We start from the raw sequence: 15,582 nt of genomic DNA on the forward strand, positions 1-15,582 counted from the left end.
GTCACTGCATCGGGCGGTTCCGCTTCAGAAGCGGTAGCGGCCCTGCACGTAGAAGGTACGCGGCGCGGCCACCATGCGACCGGCGTTGCCGTCCACGTTGCGCGTGTACCAGCGCTTGTCGGCCAGGTTGTTCACGCCCAGCGCGATCTCGCTGTCGCCCAGCCCCGGGACCGTCCAGGCCACCTGCGCGTTCCACAGGCGCACGCCGGGCACGCGGCCCACACGCGCGTCGGCGGTTTCTTCCCAGGTGTTGGCGGCGTCGGAGAACTGGCCGCTCTGGTGCGTGCTGGACACGTTGAAGGTCCAGCCGGCCAGTGCATAGCGGGCGCCGATGCTGTCGGTGTCGCGCGAGTAGAACGGCACCTCCAGGCCGCGGTTGGCCCCGGACTGCTGGATCGCCTTGGTCCAGGTGTAGCTGGCGTACAGCTCCAGCCCGGCCAGCGCGCCGTCGTCGGCGAAGTGGTACTCCAGCGCGCTCTCCACGCCCTTGTGGTCGGTGGCACCGATGTTCTGGAAGGTCGGCGGGGTGATGCCCGGCACCTGCAGGATCTGGTTGTCGAAGCGCATCCTGAACACGGTCACTTCCGCACGCAGTGCGCCGTCCTGCCAGCGCGCGCCCAGTTCGGCGGTCTTTGCCACTTCCGGGTTCAGCGGGTTGCTGGCGGTCTGCGAATTCAACTGGATGTTCTGCACCGGCCCGAACGAGGTGGTGTAGTTGCCGAACATCGTCAGCCGCGGCGTCAGCAGGTAGGCGATGTTGAGCGAGGGCAGGGCCTTGTCATTGCGGCCGCTGAAGGTCGCGGCGCCGCCGGCCTGGCGGCGGTCCATGTCGATCCATTCCATGCGCACGCCCGGGGTGATCCGCCATTGGCCGATGGCAATGCGGTCGTCGATGTAGAACGCATGCGCGTCGGTGGCATTGTCGAAGCGGTTGGTGGCGCTGGCCGCGCCGGTACGCCGGGCGACGGTATAGCTGCGGTCGTTGCCGCGCTCGCGAAGGAAGCGGTAGCCGGCGGTGATGTCGTGCACGCTGGCACCCCAGTGCAGGCGCCGGGTGTAGCGCGGCTCGATGCCAAGCACGCGGTAATCGCGCGGCTGCACGGTCAGCTGGGTGTTGGCGGCATTGATCAGCGAGCTGGCGCGGCTGCTTTCGTTGTAATACGCCAGCACCTCGAACTCGCTGTTGTCCGACAGCGTGTGGGTGTAGCCCAGGTCGATGCCGGTGCGATGGCCCTTCCAGAAATCGGTGGGGCGGGTGTTCTGGAACGGATCGGTCCCGTATTGCGCACGGGTCAGGCCGCCCGGCGTCAGCGAGCGCACATCGTAATAGGACAGCTTGGCGCGCAGCTCCTGCCGTTCGTCGATGGCGTAGGCGAACTTCAGCGCAAGGTCGTTGAAGCGATCATCGCTGCCCTGGCGCCAGCCGCGGCCGTCCTGGCCGGAGTACAGCAGGGCTGCGCCCAGGCCATTGTCGCCGGTGCCGCCGAGGAAGGCGTTGTACTGGGTGCTGTCACCGCCGCCATGATCGTAGGCGGTGTAGCGCACGCCGGCCTCGCCGTGCAGGCCGGCTTCGGTGGGAATGGCGCGGGTGCTGAAGTTGATGATGCCGCCCACGTTCTGCGGCCCGTAGCGCACGGCGCCGCCGCCGCGCACCACGTCGATCGACTCGATGTTGGACAGGCTGGTCGGCGCGAACGACAGCTGCGGCTGGCCATACGGCGCCACCGCCAGCGGCACGCCGTCCAGCAGCACGGTCGAGCGCGGCGAGTAGCGCCCGGTCAGGCCGCGCACGCCGATGTTGAGCGAGATCGAACTGCCGGCGGTGCCGGAGTTGTCGGTGACCTGCACGCCCGGGATGCGGCGCATGGCGTCGCCGATGCTGGCGGCTCCGCTGGCCTCGATGCGCGGCCGGTCGACCACCGTGCGTGCGCCGGCGAAGCGGTGGACACTGTCATGCAGGCCAGTGCCCAGCCAGCTGCCGGAGACCTGGATGCTGTCCAGCGTGGTGGCGCCGTCCTGGGCGAAGGCGCCAGCTGCCGGGAGCAGGCACAGGGCGAGGGCGGTGGGCAGCGGCAGGCGGGCCGCTTGCAGGGCGTGGAAGGGCATCGGCGTACGTCGTGGAGGGTGGTAAATGAGAATTATTGCTGATTCCATTCGCCATTGGAATGCGCCCTCCGTTCATGCCGACGGCCCAGTGGTAAAGTGCTGGATTGCTTCCTGACTCGCTGAGATCCGCCATGTCCCAAGCTGCCTTCTACCCCGTCGGAACCCCTGGCCAGCCGTGGGGAGCGGCGGAACGGGAGGCGTGGCGCGGCCGCCAGCAGCGCCTGCGCCGCTACGACGAGGAGGTGCTGCCGCGCATCGAGGCGCTGGCCTCGCGCCTGGACAAGGTGGCCTATGGCCAGCTCGACTACGCCGGCGAAACCTACACCCTGTTTGCGCTGCGCAGCCGTGACTGGAACCCGGAGCTGCCGGCCGCCCTGGTCACCGGCGGCGTGCACGGCTATGAGACCAGTGGCGTGATGGGCGCGCTGGAGTTCCTTGAAAAGCGCGCCGCCGACTATGCCGGCAAGGCCAACCTGCTGGTGGCACCGTGCGTGAATCCCTGGGGTTTCGAGCGCATCAACCGCTGGAACTACGATGCGATCGACCCGAACCGCAATTTCCGCGCCGATGGCCCGGCCCGCGAGTCGACCGCGCTGATCGAACTGATTGCACCGTTCAAGGGCCAGTTCGTCCTGCACATCGACCTGCACGAAACCACTGACAGTGACGAGAGCGAGTTCCGCCCGGCGCTGGCCGCACGTGACGGAAAGCCGTTCGAACCGGGCCTGATTCCGGATGGCTTCTATTTGGTGGACGATAGCGAGAACCCGCAGTCGGCGTTCCAGCAGGCGGTCATCGCCGCGGTAGAGAAAGTCACCCATATTGCGCCGGCCGACGACAAGGGCGAGATCATCGGTTCGCCGGTGGTGGCCCATGGCGTGATCGAATACCCACTGGTGAAGCTGGGCCTCTGTGCCGGCATTACCGGCGCGAAGTACACCACCACCACCGAGGTCTACCCGGACAGCCCGCGGGCCACGCCGCAGCAGTGCAACGACGCGCAGGTGGCGGCAGTGTGCGCGGCGCTGGACTACGCGCTCGCCCATCGTTGACGTGTCGGGCCGAGCCCATGCTCGGCTGGGATGTGCGAGGGCTACCGGGAACTGCAGCCGGGCGTGGGCTCGGCTGCAGGACGGCCGTCATCCAAGCGCGTCGGCCCACCACAGGGCCGCTGGTCCCGGGAGCGTATCGCGGCGCCACAGCAGGTCGCTATGGATGCGCCGCGGCCACCCGGGCAACACCAGCTCCTCCAGCCGTCCGCGGTCATAGCGCTGCACCAGCGCCCGTGGCAGCTCGGCCCAGCCGATCCCGTCCTCGGCCATCTCCATCACCATCAGGTAGTCGGTGGCGGTCCAGGCCAGGCCAGTGACCACGCGCGCCTGGTCGACCTGCGCGCTCAAGCGCACCTGCCGATGCCGCGCCAGCTGCGCAGCGGCATGGCGGCCAGCGGTAGCCAGCGGATGCTCGCGGGCGACATACACCGACAGCTCGCTGTAATGGGCCAGCGGCCGTGCGACCAGTGCGTCGGGATAGCGCTCCTGCCGGGGCAGCAGGCCCAGCGTGGCACGGCCGCTGGCGACCAGTTCGAGCACGTCGTCGCCTTCCGCGTCCAGCCATTCCAGTTCGATGTCCGGGAATGCTTCGGCGAAGCGCTGCAGGATCCGCTGCTCCGGATCGAGCTGATAGACATCGGAGAACACCACGGTCAGGCGCGGCTCGACCGGCGCGGCCAGGCGCACGCTCAACTGCTGCAGGCGCGCATCGGCAGCGAGGATCTCCTGCGCGTGGCCCAGTACCTGCCTTCCCGCCTCCGTCAGCTGCGGGTAGCGCCCGCTACGGTCGAACAGGCTCACGCCCAGATCGGCTTCCAGGTGGGCGATGGCGGTGCTGACCGTTGACTGGGTTTTGCGCAGGCGCCGCGCCGCCGCCGAGAACGAGCCCAGCGCTGCGGCTTCTACGAAGGCCTGCAGGGATTCAGGGGAGTAGGGCATTTATCCATCGCTCCTGTCGATGGAATCCATTTTGCTACCACCGTAAAAGGCGATGATACTGGCCGCCGTCGCCCTTGTCTGCGGGCGTCCGAGATCATCCACGCATGGTGTGGATCCACTGGTGGCGGTGTGCGATCCCCGCCGCGCAAGGAGTTTCACATGTCCCGTACTGTCCCTGCCCGCGGCGCGCTGGTCGCCTGGGCCTGCCTGACCGCGGCGATCGTCGCCGAGGTGGTCGGCACCTCGTTCATGGCACACGCCGCCCGCGATGGCGGCTGGACCGGCTATCTGATCATGGCCGGCGCGCTCGCGCTGTCCTACTTTTTCCTGGCGCAGTCGGTGCGTCGCATCGCCGTGGGCGTGGCCTACGCGGTGTGGGAAGGCCTCGGGCTGACCCTGCTGACCGTGGTCGGCCTCACCGTGTTTGGCGAAAGCCTGTCGCTGCAGCAGCTGGCCGGCCTGGTGCTGGCGGTGGTCGGCATCGTCTGCGTCACTCTGGGGGAGGCGCACTGATGAATACCCTGGCTCTGTTTTTCGTGATCTGTTCTGCGCTGATCGACGTGGCCGCCAACATGATGGTGGCCAGGTCGGAAGGCTTCCGCCGCTGGCGCTGGGGCGTCGCTGCGATCATCCTGGTCTGGATCGCCTTCGCCCTGCTGGGACAGGCGGTGCGTTACATGGACCTGGCAACCGCCTACGCGCTGTGGGGGGCGATCGGGGTCATCGGTACCGCCACCTGCGGTCGCCTGCTGTTCGGCAACCGCCTGCGCCTGATCGGCTGGGTCGGCATCGCGCTGGTCACCGCGGCGGTCCTGCTGCTCAGCACTGCGAAGTGACGGCCCTCGCGGCGGTCGCCGCAACTGCCTGCCTGGATTGCGAAGCGAGCCGCGCTGGTTGACACTGCGGCTTTCCGCAGGGAGTGCCCGCATGTTCAGCCACATCACCGTTGGGACGAATGACATGGACGCCGCACGTCGCTTCTACGACGCCCTGTTCACCGCAATGGGGGCACGTCCGGGCGTATTCGACGAGAAGGGCCGGCTGATGTATTTCAAGGATGGACGAATGTTCGGTGTCACCGCGCCGATCGACGGCCAACCGGCGTGCCATGCCAACGGCGGCACCATTGGCTTCACCTTTGAAAGCGCCGACGCCGTGCGTCGCTGGCAGGATGCGGGCGTGGCCCACGGCGGAACGGCCGTCGAAGACCCGGCCGGCATTCGCCAGATGGGCGGCCGCCAGCTGTTCCTGGCCTATCTGCGGGACCCGGATGGCAACAAGCTGTGCGCGGTGCATGCGATGTCGTGATCGGGCCGTGTTGCGCATGACCCCATCGCCTGCGCTCCGTGCCGCGTTGCCGGTCGCGCGTGCCGCGGCGCGCGCGTGATAACACGGAATCGTGGCCATGACTCGCGACCGCACGCCACAACTTCATGCTCCGTCCACTGCGGTTCAGCCAGAATTGATCGGCTAACCCTTTGATCTACCGGAGAACGCCGCCCCATGGATGTACTGGAGCCGCAACAATCCCCGGTGCGCACCCTTCGGCCTGTGTTCGCCTTCGCGGCGATCGTTGTCGTGGCGTTCGCGCTGTTCGTCAGCCTGTTCCCGCTCGGTGCGGGCCGCCTTCTGCTCAAGGCCCAGGACTGGGCCGCACTCAACGTCGGCTGGTACTACCTGCTGGCAATGACCCTGTACCTGGTGTTCGTGGTCGGCGTGGCACTGTCCAAGTACGGTGGCATCAAGCTTGGTGCCGACCATGACGAGCCGGAGTTCAGCTACCTCTCGTGGGCTGGCATGCTGTTCGCTGCCGGCATCAGCATCACCCTGTTCTTCTTCTGTGTTTCCGAACCGCTGACCCATTACCTGCAGCCGCCGCAGGGCGACCCGGCAGCGGGCGAGGCCGGCGCGCGCCAGGCCATGCAGCTGCTGTTCCTGCACTGGGGCCTGCATGGCTGGGGCGTGTTCGCGCTGGCAGCGATGGCGATGGCCTACTTCGCCTACCGGCACAGCCTGCCACTGGCGCTGCGCTCGGCGCTGTATCCGTTGATCGGCAAGCGCATCAACGGCCCGATCGGCTACACCGTCGACGCGCTCGGCATCGTCGCCACCGTGTTCGGCATCGGTGCCGACATGGGTTTCGGCGTGCTGCACCTCAATGCAGGCCTGTCGCACCTGTTCGATGTCCCGCACTCCAACCTGGTGCAGATCATCCTGGTGGCCAGCATGATGGGGGCAGCGGTGGCGGTGGCCGTCTCCGGGGTGGAGAAGGGCGTGCGCTGGATGGCCAACATCAACATGCTGCTGGCGATCGCGCTTGTGCTGTTCATGCTGTTCGCCGGGCCCACCCAGTACCTGTTCAGCACGCTGATGCAGAACCTGGGCGATTACCTGGGCGGGGTCGTCGGCAAGAGTTTCGACGTGTACGCCTATGGTGGCCGGCCGGAATGGCTGGGCGGCTGGACGGTGTTCTACTGGGCCTGGTGGATCGGCTGGGCGCCGTTCGTCGGCCTGTTCATCGCGCGCATCTCGCGTGGCCGCACCATCCGCGAATTCGTGTTCGGCGTGCTGCTGATCCCGCTGGGTTTCACCCTGGCGTGGCTTTCGATCTTCGGCAACAGTGCGCTGGACCAGGTGCTGCACCATGGCCAGCAGCAGCTGGCGCAACTGGCGGTGGATGATCCACCGACGGTGCTGTACGCACTGCTGGACAGCTACCCCTGGAGCCGCACGGTGATCGCGGTAACCGTGCTGGTCAGTTTCATTTTCTTCGTGACCTCTGCTGATTCGGGGGCGGTGGTGTTGTCCACGCTGTCATCGCATGGCGGATCGCCCGAGGACGATGGCCCGCGCTGGCTGCGCGTGTTCTGGGGCACGGTGATCGCGGTGCTGACCGCAGGCCTGTTGCTGGCCGGCAGCATCGATGCACTCAAATCGGCCGTGGTGCTGGCATCGCTGCCGTTCTCGGCGATCCTGCTACTGATGATGTGGGGCCTGACCCGCGCCTTCAGTGACGAATCGCATCGCAAGCGCGCGCTGCAGTACCGGCCATCGCCGTTGATCGGCGACGACCGCCACCACCAGGGCTGGCGCCAGCGCCTGAGCCAGGCCATGCACTTCCCGGTACGCGACCAGGTCTACCGCTTCATGGACGACACGGTGAAGCCGGCGATGGAGGCGGTGGCCGAGCAGCTGCGCGGGCAGGGCTGGGATGTGGCCACGCGCTTCGAGGCGGGCGACATGGAGCTGACGGTCAATCACGGCGAGCAGCAGGACTTCCTGTACCGGGTGATCCTCAGCGGCTACCTGACCCCGTCGTTCGCCGCGCAGCAGCTGCGCAACCAGCGCTACTACCGTGCCGAGGTGCATCTGTTCGAAGGCAGCCAGGACTATGACCTGGTGGGTTACAGCCGCAAGCAGATCATCAACGACATCATCAGCCAGTACGAGCGGCACCTGCAGTTCCTGCACCTGAGCCGTTGATGCACGAACGCTTCGGTGGGTACGGACGATGGGGCGGCACACCCCTGTAGAGCCGGGCCCACGCCCGGCGCCCTGATGCCGGGAGAACAGCCGGGCGTGGCTGTGCCGGCCGTCCTGGCCGGCACCCTACGGGTGGTCGCATGGGCAGTGGCTCCTGCCGCTGCCTTCGGCTCTACAGAAGGCTACAGCGGCCCATCACGGACGCAGCAGCACCTTGCCGTTGCGGCCGGAGCCCGCACCGGCCTTCACCGCCTGCGCGACGTCGTCCAGTGCGAAGATCTGCTCGACCGGCAGGGTCAGCTCACCGGCAGCGGCACGTTTCAACAGTTCGCCGACCAGCCGACGCTTGTCCTCCACCGCCATGGCCTGGCTGACCTTGCTGCCCCAGAAGCCCTTCACCGTGGCTTCCTTGTAGATCAGGCCGCCGGCGGGAATGCGCAGAGGTTCGCCGCTCATCACGCCGAACGAGACCAGGGTGCCGTGGTGGCCGAGCAGGTCGACCAGGTCGGCGCTGGCCTCGCCGCCGATGGAATCCACTGCCGCCGCGGCCTGCGCTTCACCGGTGGCTGCACGCACGCGGTCCTTCCAGCCCTCCACCGAGGTGTCGAACACGTGATCGATGCCCAGGGACTGCAACTGCGCCACCGCCGCGGCGTTGCGCACCAGGTTGGCCACGCGCACGCCACGCGCCTTCGCCAGCATCGCCAGCGATTTGCCGACCGCGCCATTGGCCGTGTTCTGCACGATCCACTGGCCTGGCTTGACCTGGAGGAACTCCAGCAGCATCAGCGCGCTCAGTGGCATCGCGATCAGCTGCGCGGCGGTTTCGTCCGGGATCGCGTCCGGCATCGGGATCACCATGCGGGCCGGTGCGATGAACGCTTCGGCCCAGGTGCCGTGCACCGAGGCAGCGGCAACCCGCTGGCCGATCCGCAGGCCGTCGACGCCGTCGCCGAGTGCATCGACCACGCCCAATGCTTCGCTGCCGCCAATCGCCGGCAGGGGCGGCTTGTAGCCATACAGGCCGCGTACGGTCAGCAGGTCGTGGTTGTGGATCGAGGCCAGCACGGTGCGGATGCGGACCTCACCGGGGCCGGGCTCGGGCAGGGCAGCGTCGGCAATGGCAAGGACGTCGGCCGGATCGCCGAAGGAAGGGTACTGGGCAGCGCGCATGAGTGATGTTCCGAAGAATTTGATGTTGTACCGAGCTGGGGGCGTGCACGGTGTCGACAAGGCGCCGCAGGTGCAACACGGCATCCTGCGACGGATCGTCGCGGTATGTCGTGATTACCGCATCTTGTGTTGACGATGCTGGATATCCCCACTATGTTGTGGCCGTCACTCCCGGTCAGCCGCCGCCGCCGGACATGCAGCAAACGTCCCGCGGCCCGCCCCTGAAGGCTTGCCGTGTCGACGCGGCCGCCATCGTGCGGACCCAGATCGCCCCCACGGCCCGGATACCGGCCGCAGGCGCAGGCCATCGCCGACGACCTGGTGTTCCCGCGCTTTGGCATCCCACCCGACCGCCCCGTGCGCCGGTATCGCGTGCAGGGCCGCCACGGCATCGACGCCGCTGTGCGTGCGAGCCTGGAGATGCAGGACCATGACCGACAATACCCATCGCGCGGCCGATCCGGCCGGCGCCGGCGGCGCTTTGCGCGCTGGCGGCGAGCGCGTGCCAACGTGGATCACCAAGGAGGCGGGCAACCGTCGCCTGCCGTTCGATGCAGAGCGCCTGCAGCGCAGCATCGACGCCGTGCATGCCGAGTTCCCGCAGTTGGACGTGAGCGACTACCGCCGCGTGATACAGGCGATGGTCGAGCGCAAGCCCAGCCTCAGCGCCGACGACCTGGTCGATCTGCTGATCCGCGAAGCGGAGTCGCGGGTGGATCTGGTCGCGCCGGAGTGGGAACAGTTCGCCGCGCGCATCTACCTGCGCCGCCTGTACAAGCGTGCCAGCCGCAACCGCTTCTACGATGCCGGCCTGAAGTACGGTTCCTACGTGGGCCTGCAGGAAAGCCTGGCCGACCGCGGCATCTACAGCAACGACATCCTGCGCTGCTATTCGAAGGAAGAACTGCAGCAGGCCGGCGAGATGATCGATCCCGAGCGTGATCGATTGTTCGCCTACAACGGCCTGTACCTGCTGGCCACGCGCTACCTGGCCAGCGACCGCAGCCGCGAGGTCTATGAACTGCCGCAGGAGCGCTGGCTGACCATCGCGCTGTACCTCATGCAGGAAGAATCCCCCCGCGAGCGGCGCATGCAGCTGGTCGGCGAGGCGTACTGGGCACTGTCCAACCTGTACATGACCGTGGCTACGCCGACCCTGGCCAATGCCGGCAAGGTCGGCGGCCAACTGTCAAGCTGCTTCATCGATACGGTGGACGACAGCCTGCGGGGCATCTATGACTCCAATACCGACATCGCCCGTGTGTCCAAGCATGGTGGTGGCGTCGGCGCCTACCTGGGCTATGTGCGCAGCAGCGGTGCGCCGATCCGCGGTGTACCCAATTCCTCCGGCGGCGTGGTGCCGTGGATCAAGCAGCTCAACAACACGGCGGTATCGGTTGACCAGCTTGGCCAGCGCAAGGGCGCGGTGGCGGTGTACCTCGACATCTGGCACCGCGACATCGAAGCGTTCCTCGATCTGCGGCTCAACAATGGCGATCAGCGCCTGCGCGCGCACGATGTGTTCACCTCGGTGTGCGTGCCCGACCTGTTCATGGAAGCGGTGGAGCGCCGCGCCGACTGGTACCTGTTCGACCCGCACGAGGTGAAGCAGGCCAAGGGCTGGTACCTGCAGGACTTCTACGATGAGCAGCGTGGCTCGGGCAGCTTCCGCGACCGCTACGCCGAGCTGGTGGCCGATGAGCGCATCAGCCGCCGTACGGTGAAGGCCATCGATCTGTTCAAGCGGATCATGCTCAGCCAGCTGGAGACCGGCAACCCGTTCCTGTTCTACCGCGACGAGGTCAACCGGAAGAACCCGAACAAGCACGCGGGCATGGTCTATTCCAGCAACCTGTGCACCGAGATCCTGCAGAACATGAGTCCAACGCGGATGATCCAGGAGATCGTCAGCGGCGACCAGATCGTCACCACGCGCCGCGCGGGCGACTTCGTGGTCTGCAACCTGTCCTCGATCAACCTCGGCCGCGCGATCAGTGCGCCGGATGACCTGCTGGCCACCGACGTGCTGGAGCGGCTGATCCCGATCCAGGTACGCATGCTCGACAATGTGATCGACCTCAACGCGCTGCCGGTGCCACAGGCGACGATCACCAACCGCAAGTACCGCGCCATCGGCCTGGGCACGTTCGGCTGGCACCACCTGCTGGCGCAGCAGGCGATCCAGTGGGAATCGCCGGATGCCGAGCAACTGGCCGACCGACTGTATGAGCGCATCAATTTCCTGACCATCCAGGCCAGCGCGCAACTGGCGAAGGAGAAGGGCAGCTACCCGATGTTCGCCGGCAGCGACTGGCACAGTGGGCGTTACTTCCGTGACCGCCACTACGGCGGCGCCGCGTGGGACAACCTGGCGCGCGAGGTCGCCACGCACGGCCTGCGCAACGGCTGGCTGCTGGCCGTGGCGCCGAACATGAGCACCGCGCAGATTGCCGGGTCCAGCGCCTCCATCGACCCGATCTACAGCGCGTTCTATTACGAGGAGAAGAAGGACTTCCGGCGGCCGGTGGCTGCGCCGGGCCTGTCGCTGGAAACCTGGCCGTACTACGAAAAGGGCGCCTACAAGGTCGACCAGTTCGCCAGCGTGCGCCAGAACGCGCGCCGCCAGCGGCATGTCGACCAGTCGATCAGCTTCAACCTGTACGTGCCCAGCACGATCCGCGCCAGCACGCTGCTGGAGCTGCATCTGGCGGCCTGGCGCGAAGGGCTGAAGACCACCTACTACGTGCGCTCCAACGACATCGACATCAGCGAATGCGAGTGGTGCTCCAGCTGACCGCTGCGGCTCCCGTAGAGCCGAGCCCATGCTCGGCTCGTACACCAAGAGCAGCCGAGCGTGGGCTCGGCTCTACAAACGCAACGCACGCACGACGAAGGCAGAACACCATGGCAACTCCCCTGGACCGCATCAAGATCCTCGAACCACGCCACCCGAACCGCAGCACCGGCATCATCAACGGGCGCACCAGCGGCATCCTCAATTGGAACGACATCCCGTACCCGTCGTTCTACCGGGCCTACAAGGAACTGTCGACCAACTTCTGGATTCCCGATGAAGTGGACATGAAGGCAGACGCCCGCCAGTACGGGGAATTGTCCGGGCGCGAGAAGAACGCCTACGATTCGATCATCGGCCTGCTGGCCACGCTCGACTCGCCGCAGACCCGCTTCATCTACAACGTGGCCGAGTACATTACCGACCCGGCTGCGCATGCCAATGCGGCGATCATCGGCCAGCAGGAAGTGATCCACAACGAGAGCTACAGCTACGTGCTGGCCTCGATCACCGACCTGCCGAACCAGAACCGCGTGTTCGAACTGGCCCGCACCCATCCGACCATCATCAGGCGCAACGCGCCGATCATGGGTGCGTATGACGATTTCATGCGCGAGAAGACTGCGGAGACCCTGCTGAAGTCGCTGGTCCAGTCTTCGATCCTGGAAGGCATCAACTTCTATTCCGGCTTCGCCTATTTCTACAACCTGGTGCGGCAGAACCGCATGACCGGCACCGGCAAGATCATCAGCTTCATCAACCGCGACGAGCTGGCCCACACCAAGTTCATCAGCGAGGTGATCCGCGCCATCGTCGGCGAAAACCCGGAGCTGCAGACCAACGAGCTGACCGCCTATGTGCACGGCGCCTTCGAGCATGCCATCGAGCTGGAGACGCAGTGGTCGTCGGAAGTCCTGGATGGCATCGATGGCATCGACGTGGACGAGATGGTGCGCTACGTGAAGTACCGCGCCAACAAGATGGCCGGCATGCTCGGTATCGAGCGGCTGTACAGCGACACCACCGACAACGTGATGCCGTGGATCAAGGCTTACGCCGACAACTTCACCGAAACCAAGACCGACTTCTTCGAGATGCGCAATGCAAGTTACAAGAAGACCAACGTCGACAACGGCTTCGACGACCTCTGAGCCGGGCGCCGCGCTCAGTATCCTGGTGGTGGTGGCCTCGCTGAGCGGCAACACGCGCGAGCTGGCCCGCCAGATTGCCGAGCGCTGCCGCGCCGCCGGGCATGCCGTGCACTGGCACGAGGCCGACGAGCTGCGGCAGGCGTCGCCGCTGGCTGCCGACGAGGCCGATCTGGTGCTGCTGGGCTGCTGGACGGACAACGCCGGGCGCACGCCGGCGGAGATGAAGGCGTGGGTGGCCGGCATCGCCGAGCGTGGCGAACGGCCACGGCAGCTGGCAGTGTTCGGGACCGGCGAGACGCAATGGGGGCAGGAGTATTACTGCGGCGCCGTGCACCGGTTGATCCGCTATTTCCGCAGTGACTACCCGCCGCTGGAGATCGAGCAGATGCCGCATGGCGAACGTCATGCCGAGGCGATCAGCGCTTGGACCGATGCGGTCCTGGCCCACTACTGGAGCAGTACCGATGCAGATCATCGACACCACCTCGCCTGAGCAGTTCCAGCGGCTGCTGGCCGAGCACCCGCGGGTGCTGGTGGATTTTCACAAGGACCGGTGCCCCGGTTGCCGGATGCTGGAGATGTCGTTGCATCGCGTTGCCATGGGCAGCGCAGGGCAGGGCACGACGCTGCTGCGGGTCCAGCTGGAAGTGCTGGGCGAGGCGTTCTTCAGGGAAATGGGACTGCGCCAGACACCGACGCTCGCGCTGTTCCGCAACGGCGACGAACGCACGCGCCTGGCTGGGTTCCAGTCGCCGCAGCAGATCGAGGCGGCGATCGCATTGCATTTGTAGAGCCGAGCCATGCTCGGCTGTCGTTCGCGCGGTGCGCGATGAGTCGAGCATGGCTCGACTCAACAAGAGCATCCACGCATGGCGTGGATCTACCGGGGCAGGACCGCCCCCGGCAATTGGCGTCAGGCGCCGCTGAAGGTATCCACCAGCAGCTTCACGTTCAATGCCACGATCATCAATGCGATCAACCACGCGATGGCACCCAGCCAGCGCGGTGCGACCAGTGCGCCCATCGTCACCTTGTCGGTCACGATCCGCACCAATGGGATGATCGCGAACGGCAGCTGCATCGACAGCACCACCTGGCTCAGCACCAGCAGTTTCACCGCGCCCTGATCACCGAATATCACGATCACCACGACCACCGGGATGATGGCCAGTGCCCGCGTCAGCAACCGCCGCAGCCACGGCGGCAGTCGCAGGCGGAGGAAGCCTTCCATCACGATCTGTCCGGCCAGTGTCGCCGTCACGGTCGAGTTCAGGCCGGACGCCAGCAGCGCCACGGCGAACAGGGTCGCCGCAGCACCCACGCCCAGCATCGGCGCGAGCAGCTGGTGCGCCTGCTCGATGTCTTCGACATCGAAACGGCCATTGGCATGGAACACGGCCGCCGCCAGGATCAGGATGCTTGCGTTGATGAACAATGCAAGGGTCAGCGCGAGGGTGCTGTCGGTGACCGCCCAGCGCAGCGCAGCGCGCCGGCCGTCGTCCGTGCGTGGGTAGGCGCGGGTCTGCACGATGGACGAATGCAGGTACAGGTTATGCGGCATGACCGTGGCGCCGAGGATGCCGATGGCGAGATACAGGGCATGCGGATCGGTCACCACCTGCGCCCGCGGAATGAACCCACCCAGCACCGCCATCAACGGCGGTGCGGCCATCGCGATCTGCACCAGGAAGCAGGCGAAGATCACCAGCAGCAGCGCGATCACGAACGCTTCCAGTGCACGGAAGCCACGGTTCATCAACAGCAGCACCAGCAGCGTATCCAGCGCGGTGATCACGGCGCCCCACAGCAGCGGCAGGTCGAACAGCAGCTTCAGTGCGATGGCGGTGCCGATGACTTCGGCCAGGTCGCAGGCGATGATCGCCGCCTCGCACAGCGCCCACAACCCCAGGTTCACCGGTTTCGGGTAGCGTGCGCGGCAGGCCTGGGCCAGGTCCATTCCGGTGGCAATGCCGAGCCGCGCCGACAGCGCCTGCAGGATGACGGCCATCAGGTTCGAGATGAGGATGACCGACAGCAGCAGGTAACCGAAGCGCGAGCCGCCGGCGAGATCGGTGGCCCAGTTGCCGGGGTCCATGTAACCGACCGAGATCAGGTAGCCGGGGCCGAGGAAGGCCAGCAGGCGGAACCACCAGTGGCCCTTGTCGGGCACTGCCACCGAAGCGTTGAGCACGCCCAGGCTGGCCGGAGTGGAAGCCGAAGGGTCGTGGGGCGCCAGGCTGTTCATGGACTCCAATATAGCCACTGCTATAGTCATTAGCAATGTGAAACAATCGTCTTTGTCGTGTGACTGGTCCAGAATTCAGGTTCAACACCGATCACATCGGAAGGGCAGGCGCAGGCGTGGGCAAGACCGACGATTCGACATTGCTGAAGAGCACCCCCTTGATCGAGGCCGAGCGCCAGGTCGAGAGCTTCCGGCAGGTGCGCGAGGCACACCGGATGGAGCTGGTGGAGGACTACGTCGAGTTGATCTCGGACCTGTTGGCCGACGGCGGTGAGGCCCGGCAGGTCGACATCGCCACCCGCCTGGGCGTGGCCCAGCCGACCGTGGCGAAGATGTTGCGGCGGCTGGCCCGTGACGGCTGGGTAATCCAGCGGCCGTACCGTGGCGTTTTCCTGACGCCGGAAGGCGAGGCACTGGCCCAGGCCAGCCGCCAGCGCCACCAGACCGTGGAGCGCTTCCTGCTGGCGCTGGGCGTGGATCCGGACACGGCGCGACGCGACGCCGAGGGCATCGAGCACCATGTGAGCGAGCAGACGCTGGCGTTGTTCGAGGAATTCGTGCGCAAGGCCGAGGGCGGCTGAGCAGACCGATGGCGCCGGGCCTTGCACGGGGCCGGAGGTTGGAAGTGCGGTGTGGGGC

General features: G+C 66.5%; 14 protein-coding genes. 10 read left to right on the forward strand and 4 right to left on the reverse strand.

Features of this window, described 5'->3' with window-relative positions; all coding sequences use genetic code 11:
- Window positions 1-24 precede the first annotated feature (24 nt).
- Window positions 25-2,106, reverse strand: a complete 2,082-nt coding sequence (locus A9K58_RS02285; RefSeq protein ID WP_065197777.1) for a TonB-dependent receptor family protein — start codon at window positions 2,104-2,106, stop codon at window positions 25-27.
- A 131-nt stretch (window positions 2,107-2,237) separates the two neighbouring features.
- Between A9K58_RS02285 and A9K58_RS02290 the strand changes: the two genes are divergently transcribed.
- Entirely contained in the window at window positions 2,238-3,158 is a 921-nt protein-coding gene (locus A9K58_RS02290) for a M14 family metallopeptidase (RefSeq protein ID WP_065197778.1), read from the forward strand.
- Between the two features lie 87 nt (window positions 3,159-3,245).
- Here the strand turns inward: A9K58_RS02290 and A9K58_RS02295 are convergent, their stop codons facing one another.
- Window positions 3,246-4,097, reverse strand: a complete 852-nt coding sequence (locus tag A9K58_RS02295; protein WP_065197779.1) for a LysR family transcriptional regulator — start codon at window positions 4,095-4,097, stop codon at window positions 3,246-3,248.
- 159 nt (window positions 4,098-4,256) lie between these two features.
- Between A9K58_RS02295 and A9K58_RS02300 the strand changes: the two genes are divergently transcribed.
- The 4 genes from A9K58_RS02300 to betT all read left to right on the forward strand — a co-directional run bounded on the left by A9K58_RS02300 (window position 4,257) and on the right by betT (window position 7,580).
- Window positions 4,257-4,610, forward strand: coding sequence for an SMR family transporter (locus A9K58_RS02300; protein ID WP_065197780.1), 354 nt, complete (start codon window positions 4,257-4,259; stop codon window positions 4,608-4,610).
- The gene (locus tag A9K58_RS02305) at window positions 4,610-4,933 is read left to right on the forward strand and encodes a DMT family transporter (protein ID WP_065197781.1); all 324 of its coding nucleotides are present in this window, start codon (window positions 4,610-4,612) and stop codon (window positions 4,931-4,933) included. Before A9K58_RS02300 ends, A9K58_RS02305 begins: the two co-directional genes overlap by 1 nt.
- Before the next feature lie 91 nt (window positions 4,934-5,024).
- The gene (locus A9K58_RS02310) at window positions 5,025-5,405 is read left to right on the forward strand and encodes a VOC family protein (protein ID WP_065197782.1); all 381 of its coding nucleotides are present in this window, start codon (window positions 5,025-5,027) and stop codon (window positions 5,403-5,405) included.
- 195 nt (window positions 5,406-5,600) lie between these two features.
- Window positions 5,601-7,580, forward strand: coding sequence for a choline BCCT transporter BetT (gene betT / locus A9K58_RS02315; RefSeq protein ID WP_065197783.1), 1,980 nt, complete (start codon window positions 5,601-5,603; stop codon window positions 7,578-7,580).
- 195 nt (window positions 7,581-7,775) lie between these two features.
- Here betT and A9K58_RS02320 read toward each other — a convergent pair whose 3' ends face one another.
- Window positions 7,776-8,753 carry a zinc-binding dehydrogenase gene (locus tag A9K58_RS02320; protein WP_065197784.1) on the reverse strand — a complete coding sequence of 326 codons (978 nt, stop codon included), beginning with the start codon at window positions 8,751-8,753 and terminating at the stop codon, window positions 7,776-7,778.
- A 430-nt stretch (window positions 8,754-9,183) separates the two neighbouring features.
- On the opposite strand from A9K58_RS02320, the gene A9K58_RS02325 reads away from it, so the two are divergent.
- From A9K58_RS02325 to A9K58_RS02340, 4 genes are all read left to right on the forward strand, one after another.
- On the forward strand, window positions 9,184-11,547 hold the full coding sequence (locus tag A9K58_RS02325) for a ribonucleoside-diphosphate reductase subunit alpha (protein WP_065197785.1): 2,364 nt from the start codon (window positions 9,184-9,186) through the stop codon (window positions 11,545-11,547).
- Between the two features lie 110 nt (window positions 11,548-11,657).
- Entirely contained in the window at window positions 11,658-12,698 is a 1,041-nt protein-coding gene (locus tag A9K58_RS02330; RefSeq protein WP_065197786.1) for a ribonucleotide-diphosphate reductase subunit beta, read from the forward strand.
- Window positions 12,699-12,723: 25 nt separating this feature from the next.
- Window positions 12,724-13,191, forward strand: a complete 468-nt coding sequence (locus A9K58_RS02335; RefSeq protein WP_065197787.1) for a flavodoxin — start codon at window positions 12,724-12,726, stop codon at window positions 13,189-13,191.
- The gene (locus A9K58_RS02340) at window positions 13,163-13,489 is read left to right on the forward strand and encodes a thioredoxin family protein (RefSeq protein ID WP_065197788.1); all 327 of its coding nucleotides are present in this window, start codon (window positions 13,163-13,165) and stop codon (window positions 13,487-13,489) included. Before A9K58_RS02335 ends, A9K58_RS02340 begins: the two co-directional genes overlap by 29 nt.
- A 122-nt stretch (window positions 13,490-13,611) precedes the next feature.
- On the opposite strand, the gene A9K58_RS02345 is transcribed toward A9K58_RS02340, so the two are convergent.
- Window positions 13,612-14,943 (reverse strand): Nramp family divalent metal transporter, encoded by a 1,332-nt coding sequence (locus A9K58_RS02345; protein ID WP_065197789.1) that lies wholly within the window; start codon window positions 14,941-14,943, stop codon window positions 13,612-13,614.
- 116 nt (window positions 14,944-15,059) lie between these two features.
- Between A9K58_RS02345 and mntR the strand changes: the two genes are divergently transcribed.
- The gene (gene mntR, locus A9K58_RS02350) at window positions 15,060-15,524 is read left to right on the forward strand and encodes a manganese-binding transcriptional regulator MntR (RefSeq protein ID WP_065197790.1); all 465 of its coding nucleotides are present in this window, start codon (window positions 15,060-15,062) and stop codon (window positions 15,522-15,524) included.
- Window positions 15,525-15,582: the final 58 nt, after the last annotated feature.

The organism is Stenotrophomonas maltophilia (genome assembly GCF_001676385.1).
In the GTDB taxonomy this organism is placed as follows: domain Bacteria; phylum Pseudomonadota; class Gammaproteobacteria; order Xanthomonadales; family Xanthomonadaceae; genus Stenotrophomonas; species Stenotrophomonas maltophilia_J.

Coding starts and splice junctions, on each gene's coding strand:
- A9K58_RS02325 (WP_065197785.1), top strand. CDS start 9,184: ATGACCGACAATACCCATCGCGCGGCCGATCCGGCCGGCGCCGGCGGC.
- A9K58_RS02295 (WP_065197779.1), bottom strand. CDS start 4,097: ATGCCCTACTCCCCTGAATCCCTGCAGGCCTTCGTAGAAGCCGCAGCG.
- A9K58_RS02285 (WP_065197777.1), bottom strand. CDS start 2,106: ATGCCCTTCCACGCCCTGCAAGCGGCCCGCCTGCCGCTGCCCACCGCC.
- A9K58_RS02320 (WP_065197784.1), bottom strand. CDS start 8,753: ATGCGCGCTGCCCAGTACCCTTCCTTCGGCGATCCGGCCGACGTCCTT.
- betT (WP_065197783.1), top strand. CDS start 5,601: ATGGATGTACTGGAGCCGCAACAATCCCCGGTGCGCACCCTTCGGCCT.
- A9K58_RS02340 (WP_065197788.1), top strand. CDS start 13,163: ATGCAGATCATCGACACCACCTCGCCTGAGCAGTTCCAGCGGCTGCTG.
- A9K58_RS02345 (WP_065197789.1), bottom strand. CDS start 14,943: ATGAACAGCCTGGCGCCCCACGACCCTTCGGCTTCCACTCCGGCCAGC.
- A9K58_RS02305 (WP_065197781.1), top strand. CDS start 4,610: ATGAATACCCTGGCTCTGTTTTTCGTGATCTGTTCTGCGCTGATCGAC.
- A9K58_RS02310 (WP_065197782.1), top strand. CDS start 5,025: ATGTTCAGCCACATCACCGTTGGGACGAATGACATGGACGCCGCACGT.
- A9K58_RS02330 (WP_065197786.1), top strand. CDS start 11,658: ATGGCAACTCCCCTGGACCGCATCAAGATCCTCGAACCACGCCACCCG.
- A9K58_RS02290 (WP_065197778.1), top strand. CDS start 2,238: ATGTCCCAAGCTGCCTTCTACCCCGTCGGAACCCCTGGCCAGCCGTGG.
- A9K58_RS02300 (WP_065197780.1), top strand. CDS start 4,257: ATGTCCCGTACTGTCCCTGCCCGCGGCGCGCTGGTCGCCTGGGCCTGC.